9 protein-coding genes are annotated in these 7,744 nt (G+C 63.4%); 7 read left to right on the forward strand and 2 right to left on the reverse strand.

What is annotated here, in order from left to right:
* The first annotated feature begins 69 nt into the window (after nucleotides 1–69).
* Genes pyrR through HU767_RS08340 form a run of 3 tightly spaced genes read left to right on the forward strand, consistent with a single transcriptional unit; the run spans nucleotide 70 to nucleotide 2,873 of the window.
* The gene (pyrR, locus tag HU767_RS08330; RefSeq protein WP_053126217.1) at nucleotides 70–576 is read left to right on the forward strand and encodes a bifunctional pyr operon transcriptional regulator/uracil phosphoribosyltransferase PyrR; all 507 of its coding nucleotides are present in this window, start codon (nucleotides 70–72) and stop codon (nucleotides 574–576) included.
* 24 nt (nucleotides 577–600) lie between these two features.
* Complete coding sequence (locus HU767_RS08335; RefSeq protein ID WP_003177495.1) at nucleotides 601–1,605, forward strand: aspartate carbamoyltransferase catalytic subunit; 1,005 nt, start codon at nucleotides 601–603, stop codon at nucleotides 1,603–1,605.
* A complete protein-coding gene (locus HU767_RS08340) occupies nucleotides 1,602–2,873 on the forward strand; it encodes a dihydroorotase (RefSeq protein WP_186729235.1) in 1,272 nt (423 codons plus the stop codon). Before HU767_RS08335 ends, HU767_RS08340 begins: the two co-directional genes overlap by 4 nt.
* A 132-nt stretch (nucleotides 2,874–3,005) precedes the next feature.
* Here the strand turns inward: HU767_RS08340 and HU767_RS08345 are convergent, their stop codons facing one another.
* Nucleotides 3,006–3,434: a TM2 domain-containing protein gene (locus HU767_RS08345; protein WP_057449544.1), complete on the reverse strand. Its 429-nt coding sequence runs from the start codon at nucleotides 3,432–3,434 to the stop codon at nucleotides 3,006–3,008.
* Between the two features lie 248 nt (nucleotides 3,435–3,682).
* Here HU767_RS08345 and HU767_RS08350 point away from each other — a divergent pair, with 248 nt between their 5' ends.
* Nucleotides 3,683–4,294, forward strand: a complete 612-nt coding sequence (locus HU767_RS08350; protein WP_186729237.1) for a C40 family peptidase — start codon at nucleotides 3,683–3,685, stop codon at nucleotides 4,292–4,294.
* Between the two features lie 172 nt (nucleotides 4,295–4,466).
* On the opposite strand, the gene HU767_RS08355 is transcribed toward HU767_RS08350, so the two are convergent.
* On the reverse strand, nucleotides 4,467–5,501 hold the full coding sequence (locus tag HU767_RS08355) for a type IV pilus twitching motility protein PilT (protein ID WP_053126225.1): 1,035 nt from the start codon (nucleotides 5,499–5,501) through the stop codon (nucleotides 4,467–4,469).
* A gap of 53 nt (nucleotides 5,502–5,554) precedes the next feature.
* Between HU767_RS08355 and HU767_RS08360 the strand changes: the two genes are divergently transcribed.
* The 3 genes from HU767_RS08360 to HU767_RS08370 are packed head-to-tail and all read left to right on the forward strand — an operon-like array spanning nucleotide 5,555 to nucleotide 7,696.
* On the forward strand, nucleotides 5,555–6,241 hold the full coding sequence (locus HU767_RS08360; protein WP_186729239.1) for a YggS family pyridoxal phosphate-dependent enzyme: 687 nt from the start codon (nucleotides 5,555–5,557) through the stop codon (nucleotides 6,239–6,241).
* A 35-nt stretch (nucleotides 6,242–6,276) separates the two neighbouring features.
* On the forward strand, nucleotides 6,277–7,095 hold the full coding sequence (gene proC, locus HU767_RS08365) for a pyrroline-5-carboxylate reductase (protein ID WP_186729241.1): 819 nt from the start codon (nucleotides 6,277–6,279) through the stop codon (nucleotides 7,093–7,095).
* Between the two features lie 10 nt (nucleotides 7,096–7,105).
* Nucleotides 7,106–7,696, forward strand: coding sequence for a YggT family protein (locus tag HU767_RS08370; protein ID WP_072405911.1), 591 nt, complete (start codon nucleotides 7,106–7,108; stop codon nucleotides 7,694–7,696).
* Nucleotides 7,697–7,744 lie beyond the last annotated feature (48 nt).

Raw genomic sequence — 7,744 nt, forward strand, 5'->3', positions numbered from 1 at the left:
CCGCCAAGGCGCTTTCTTTTAGCGATAAACCGAGTCACGAACACCGACCCGGAAACTGAAGGAGCCAGCATGAGCCTGCCCAATCCTGCCGAACTGATCAGCCAGATGGCGATTCGTCTCACGGCACACCTGGAACAACGCGGCATCAGCGAACCGCGTTACATCGGCATTCGCACCGGTGGCGTCTGGGTCGCCCAGGCCTTGCTCGAAGCACTGGGCAGCCAATCGCCGCTGGGCACCCTGGACGTGTCCTTCTACCGTGACGACTTCAGCCAGAACGGCCTGCACCCGCAGGTACGCCCCTCGGCGCTGCCGTTCGAGATCGAAGGCCAGCACCTGGTGCTGATCGACGACGTGCTGATGAGCGGCCGGACCATCCGCGCCGCCATGAACGAACTGTTCGACTACGGTCGCCCGGCCAGCGTGACGTTGGTGTGCCTGCTGGACCTGGACGCCGCCGAGCTGCCGATCCGACCGAACGTGGTCGGCGCGACGCTGACGCTGGCCGCCCACGAGCGGGTCAAGCTCTCCGGGCCGTCGCCGCTGCAACTCGAACTGCAAGACCTTGCCCTTTAACTGCCCTTGTAAGAGTCCATCGCGATGACGCCTCTCGAAACCAAGCGCCCGCTGCAGCTCAACGATCAGGGCCAGCTGCGGCACTTCCTGTCCCTCGACGGCCTGCGCCGCGAGCTGCTGACGGAAATCCTCGACACCGCCGACTCGTTCCTCGAAGTCGGCGCCCGGGCGGTGAAAAAAGTCCCGTTGCTGCGCGGCAAGACCGTGTGCAACGTGTTCTTCGAAAACTCCACCCGCACCCGCACCACCTTCGAACTGGCAGCCCAGCGGTTGTCGGCGGACGTGATCACCCTCAACGTGTCCACGTCCTCGGCGAGCAAGGGCGAAACCCTGCTCGACACCCTGCGCAACCTTGAAGCCATGGCCGCCGACATGTTCGTCGTGCGCCACGGTGATTCGGGCGCGGCGCACTTCATTGCCGAACATGTCTGCCCGCAAGTGGCGATCATCAACGGTGGCGACGGCCGTCACGCGCACCCGACCCAGGGCATGCTCGACATGCTGACCATCCGTCGGCACAAGGGCAGCTTCGAGAACCTGTCCGTAGCGATCGTCGGTGACATCCTGCACTCGCGGGTGGCCCGCTCGAACATGCTGGCTCTCAAGACCCTCGGTTGCCCGGACATCCGCGTGATCGCGCCGAAAACCCTGCTGCCCATCGGCGTCGAGCAATACGGCGTGAAGGTCTACACCGACATGACCGAAGGCCTCAAGGATGTGGACGTGGTGATCATGCTGCGCCTGCAACGCGAGCGCATGACCGGCGGCCTGCTGCCCAGCGAAGGCGAGTTCTACCGCCTGTTCGGCCTGACCACGGCGCGCCTGGCCGGGGCCAAGCCGGACGCCATCGTCATGCACCCGGGGCCGATCAACCGCGGCGTGGAGATCGAGTCGGCGGTGGCCGACGGGCCGCACTCGGTGATCCTCAACCAGGTGACGTACGGCATCGCCATCCGCATGGCCGTGCTGTCCATGGCCATGAGCGGACAAACGGCCCAGCGCCAATTCGACCAGGAGAACGCCCAGTGAAGCTCAGCATTCTCGGCGCACGCGTGATCGATCCAGCCAGCGGCCTGGATCAAGTGACTGACATTCATATCGATGCCTGCAAGATCGTCGCCCTTGGCGCGGCGCCGACAGGTTTCGTCGCCGCCGAAATCCTCGGCGCCCAAGGCCTGGTGGCCGCGCCCGGCCTGGTGGACCTCAACGTTGCCCTGCGCGAACCGGGCTACAGCCGCAAAGGCAGCATCATCAGCGAAACCCGCGCCGCCGCTGCCGGTGGCGTGACCAGCCTGTGCTGCCCGCCGCAGACCAAACCGGTGCTGGACACCTCGGCCGTGGCCGAACTGATCCTCGACCGCGCCCGTGAAGCCGGCAACACCAAGGTCTTCCCGGTCGGGGCCCTGAGCAAAGGCCTGGAAGGCGAACAACTGGCCGAGCTCATCGCCCTGCGTGACGCCGGCTGCGTGGCGTTCGGCAATGGCCTGAACAGTTTCCGCAACACCCGTACCCTGTGCCGCGCCCTGGAATACGCGGCGACTTTCGGCCTGACGGTGATCTTCAACTCCCAGGATCACGACCTGGCCGAAGGTGGCCTCGCCCATGAAGGCCCGACCGCCAGCTTCCTCGGCCTGCCGGGCATCCCGGAAACCGCCGAGACCGTGGCCCTGGCTCGGGACCTGCTGTTGGTGGAACAAAGCGGCGTGCGCGCCCACTTCAGCCAACTGACCAGTGCCCGAGGCGCTGCATTGATCGCCCAGGCCCAGGCCCGCGGCTTGCCGGTGACCGCCGACGTCGCGCTGTACCAGTTGATCCTTACCGACGAAGCGCTGATCGACTTCAACAGCGTGTACCACGTCCAGCCGCCGCTGCGCACCCGCGCCGACCGCGATGGCCTGCGCGAGGCCGTGAAGTCTGGCGTGATCTCGGCCATCTCGAGCCATCACCAACCCCACGAGCGCGATGCCAAGCTGGCTCCGTTCGGCGCCACCGAACCGGGCATCAGCAGCGTCGAACTGCTGCTGCCGCTGGCCCTGACGCTGGTGGAAGACGGTTTGCTGGATTTGCCGACCTTGCTGGCGCGCCTGAGCGCCGGCCCGGCCCAGGCGCTGCAACTGCCGGCGGGGAAACTCGCGGTGGGCGCCGCGGCGGACCTGGTGCTGTTCGACCCCGCCGCGTCAACCGTGGCCGGTGAAGCCTGGCGCTCCAAGGGCGACAACTGCCCGTTCCTCGGCCACAGCCTGCCGGGCGTGGTGCGTTATACGCTGATGGATGGGCGCATCACTCACCAGGCCTGAAAAACCGCGTCGCCTGCTTCGCGAGCAAGCCCGCTCCCACACTTGGTCCGAGGTGCTCACAATAATGTGCTCACCGACGATCCCTGTGGGAGCGGGCTTGCTCGCGAATGCAGGCGACTCGATCTGCCTGTCTTAGTGAAAAGCCCCACGCTTCTGCGCATTCCGAATCGACACCTGATCATTCAGCGTCCAGAAGTCATACAGCACCCCAAGGAAAAACACCCCACCGGTCAGCAGGTAGAGGATCCCGCTGAGCCACTTGCCCTGATACATCCGGTGTACGCCCAGCACCCCCAGGAACGTCAGCAGAATCCAAGCCACGCTGTACTCGATGGGCCCGGGGGTGAAACGCAGGTCCGCTTCGCGGTCCATGGCCGGGATCAGGAACAGGTCGATCAACCAACCGATGCCCAGCAGGCCGAAGGTGAAAAACCAGATCGTGCCCGTGACCGGCTTGCCGTAATAGAAACGGTGAGCGCCGGTAAAACCGAAAATCCACAGCAGATACCCGATGACTTTGCTGTGGGTATCGCGGATTGCGTCCTGCTGATAGCTGTTCATGAATGCCTCTTTTGCCTCGATAGAAAAATTTGTTCTGACTTTTTGTGACTTTTTTGTGTCTCGCCGACAAGCGGTCCTGGACGACTCGGACCGAGGAAACGCCCGTGGTACCGGGCTTCTGTCGGACAATCAAGTCAAATTGCCGCAGTGGTGCAGGGTTTACGCTGGGTTTCGGATCGACAAACGGCCTCGGAATGGCAAAAAAAGCTGTTATAAAGTTGCGCGCTAACCTTTATGAGCCCTGCCTAATGCGTCCATTTTTCAAGACATGGCTAACCATTTGCCTATTATTGCCACTGGCCGCCCACGCCACCAATCGTGAGCAACGTCTTCCCAACGTCAACGGCTACACCCCGAAATCCCATGTTTCTGCTCCTTCGAGCAAGAACAAGCAGGGCGTCCAGCGCGTGAGCACCGCCCACAGTCGCCTGGTGCCACCCATGGCGACCAAGACGACCAGCAACGTGCTGAGCCGCGCCGTGAATGTGCTCGGCACACCTTATCGTTGGGGCGGCAGCAGCCCAAGTAAAGGTTTCGATTGCAGTGGCTTGGTGAAATACGCGTTCAACGACGCCACTTTCGACCTGCCGCGCACCTCCAACGCCATGGCTGCCGGTCATGGCGAGAAAGTCGAGCGCAAGGACCTCAAGCCCGGCGACCTGATTTTCTTCAAGCTCAAGAGCCGCCGCGTCAACCACGTGGCCATCTACCTGGGCAACGACCGTTTCATCCACGCCCCGCGCCGTGGCAAGTCGGTGACCATCGACACGCTGAACAAGCCGTACTGGAACACCCATTACGTGGTCGCCAAGCGAGTGCTGCCGAAAGAACCTGGGGCGATGCGCGTGGTTCAGCGCTGAGCTGAAAAGCTCGCATGGCCCTTGTGGCGAGGGAGCTTGCTCCCGCTGGGCTGCGCAGCCCCAAACCAGACGCCACCGTCACCCAGACAGCCCCAGGCAGCCGCCTTCAGGGCCGCTCCGCGCCCCAGCGGGAGCAAGCTCCCTCGCCACAAAAGCGATACTGCCTCCTGCCCTAGAAATTATCCGGCGTACGCGCCCGCTCCCGGGCATGTTCGCGGCTGATCAGCCCCTTGTTCACCAAATCCTTCAAACACATGTCCAGCGTCTGCATCCCCAGCGAGCCGCCGGTCTGGATGGATGAGTACATCTGCGCCACCTTGTCTTCCCGGATCAGGTTCCGAATGGCCGAGGTCCCCAGCATGATTTCATGGGCCGCGACCCGGCCGCCGCCGATCTTCTTGATCAGCGTCTGGGAAATCACCGCTTGCAACGACTCCGACAACATCGAGCGAACCATCGACTTCTCGTCGCCGGGGAACACGTCCACCACCCGGTCGATGGTCTTGGCCGCCGACGTGGTGTGCAGGGTGCCGAACACCAGGTGCCCGGTTTCGGCGGCGGTCAGCGCCAGGCGGATGGTTTCCAGGTCGCGCATCTCGCCCACCAGGATCACGTCCGGGTCCTCCCGCAAGGCTGAACGCAAGGCCGTGGAGAAGCCTTGGGTGTCGCGGTGCACCTCGCGCTGGTTGATCAGGCATTTGCGCGGTTCGTGAACGAATTCGATAGGGTCTTCGATGGTGAGGATGTGATGGTGCTTGTGGCTGTTGAGGTGGTCGATCATGGCCGCCAGGGTGGTGGACTTGCCTGAGCCGGTCGGCCCGGTCACCAGCACCAGCCCGCGCGGCGCCTCGGTGATTTTGCGAAACACTTCGCCCATCCCCAGGTCTTCCATGGTCAGGACTTTCGACGGAATGGTCCGGAACACCGCCCCCGCCCCGCGATTCTGGTTGAAGGCGTTGACCCGAAACCGCGCGACGCCCGGCACGTCGAAGGAAAAGTCGGTTTCCAGAAACTTTTCGTAATCCACCCGTTGCCGGTCGTTCATGATGTCGTAGATCAATTCATGGACCTGCTTGTGGTCCAGCGCCGGCAGGTTGATCCGCCGTACGTCACCATCCACGCGGATCATCGGCGGCAGCCCGGCGGACAGGTGCAGGTCCGACGCCCCCTGTTTGGCGCTGAAGGCCAGCAGTTCAGTGATATCCATAGCGCTCCTCAATTCCAGTAGAATGCCGCGAACCTCACCGCTGGCGCTTCTTTATGTCCACGATAGCAGACAACATTGCTCAGGTTAGTTCGCGTATCCGCACGGCGGAGCAGACCGCCCAACGTGTCGAAGGCAGCGTCCAACTGCTGGCCGTGAGCAAGACCAAGCCCGCCCAGGCCCTGCGTGAAGCCTATGCCGCCGGCCTGCGGGACTTCGGCGAGAACTACCTGCAAGAAGCCTTGGGCAAACAGGCCGAATTGACCGACCTGCCCTTGATCTGGCACTTCATCGGCCCCATTCAATCGAACAAGACGCGTGCTATCGCCGAACACTTCGATTGGGTGCATTCCGTGGATCGCTTGAAAATTGCACAGCGCCTGTCCGAGCAGCGCCCGGCCGAATTGCCGCCGCTGAACATCTGCATCCAGGTCAATGTCAGCGGTGAAGCCAGCAAATCCGGCTGCACCCCGGCCGACCTGCCCGCCCTCGCCAATGCCATCAGCGCATTGCCGCGCCTGAAGCTGCGTGGGCTGATGGCGATTCCCGAACCCACCGATGACCGCACCGCCCAGGATGCGGCCTTCGCCGCCGTTCAACGCCTGCAAGCCAGCCTGGCACTGCCGCTGGACACACTTTCCATGGGCATGAGCCACGACCTTGAGTCGGCCATTGCCCAAGGCGCCACCTGGGTGCGCATCGGCACTGCCCTGTTTGGCGCCCGCGACTACGGTCACTCCTGAACCATGGCCGACTCATCTCTTTATAAGGACCTGTCATGAGCAACACGCGTATTGCTTTCATCGGCGCCGGCAACATGGCCGCCAGCCTGATCGGCGGCCTGCGGGCCAAGGGTCTGGACGCTTCTCTGATCCGCGCCAGCGATCCAGGTGAAGAGACCCGCTCCCGAGTCAGCGCCGAGCACGGCATCGAGACCTTTGCCGACAACGCCCAGGCCATCGACGGCGCGGACGTCATCGTGCTGGCGGTCAAGCCGCAAGCGATGAAAACCGTCTGCGAGGCGCTGCGCCCAAGCCTCAAGCCCCATCAACTGGTGGTGTCGATTGCAGCGGGTATCACCTGCGCCAGCATGAACAACTGGCTCGGCGAGCAGCCGATCGTACGCTGCATGCCCAACACCCCGGCGCTGCTGCGCCAGGGTGTCAGCGGCCTGTTCGCTACCGAACAGGTGAGCGCCGAACAACGCCAGCAGGCCGAAACGCTGCTGTCGGCCGTGGGCCTGGCCCTGTGGCTGGACACCGAACAGCAATTGGACGCCGTCACCGCCGTCTCCGGCTCGGGCCCGGCGTACTTCTTCCTGCTGATCGAAGCCATGACCGCCGCTGGCGAGAAGCTTGGCCTGAGCCGGGAAACCGCCGCCCAGTTGACCTTGCAGACCGCCCTCGGTGCCGCGCACATGGCGGTGTCCAGCGACGTCGATGCGGCCGAGCTGCGCCGCCGCGTGACTTCGCCGGCCGGCACCACAGAAGCGGCCATCAAATCGTTCCAGGCCGGGGGCTTCGAAGCCCTGGTGGAAAAAGCACTCGGCGCCGCCGCGCACCGCTCGGCCGAAATGGCCGAACAACTGGGCCAATAAGGAGCCATTCATGATTGGATTGAACACTGCAGCGGTCTACGTGCTGCAAACCCTCGGCAGCCTGTACCTGCTGATCGTGCTGCTGCGCTTCGTGCTGCAACTGGTGCGCGCCAACTTCTACAACCCGTTGTGCCAGTTCATCGTCAAGGCCACCCAGCCGCTGCTCAAGCCGCTGCGCCGGATCATCCCGAGCCTGTTCGGCCTGGACATGTCGTCGCTGGTCCTGGCGATCCTGGTGCAATTGGCATTGATGGCCCTGACCTTGCTGCTGACCTACGGCACCACCGGCAACCCGCTGCAACTGCTGATCTGGTCGATCATTGGCGTGACCGCGCTGTTCCTGAAGATTTTCTTCTTCGCCATGATCATCAGCGTGATCCTGTCGTGGGTTGCGCCGGGCAGCCATAACCCGGGTGCCGAACTGGTGAACCAGATCTGCGAGCCGGCCCTGGCACCGTTCCGCCGCATCGTGCCGAACCTGGGTGGCCTGGACATCTCGCCGATCCTGGCGTTCATGGTGCTCAAGCTGATCGACATGCTGGTGATCAATAACCTGGCGGCAATGACCATGATGCCGGAGATCCTGCGGTTGCTGATCTAAAGCACGCTGCAACTTTTCCTGTGGCGAGGGAGCTTGCTCCCGCTGGGC

Source organism: Pseudomonas sp. SWRI179 (genome assembly GCF_014268705.1).
In the GTDB taxonomy this organism is placed as follows: Bacteria; Pseudomonadota; Gammaproteobacteria; order Pseudomonadales; family Pseudomonadaceae; genus Aquipseudomonas; species Aquipseudomonas zanjanensis.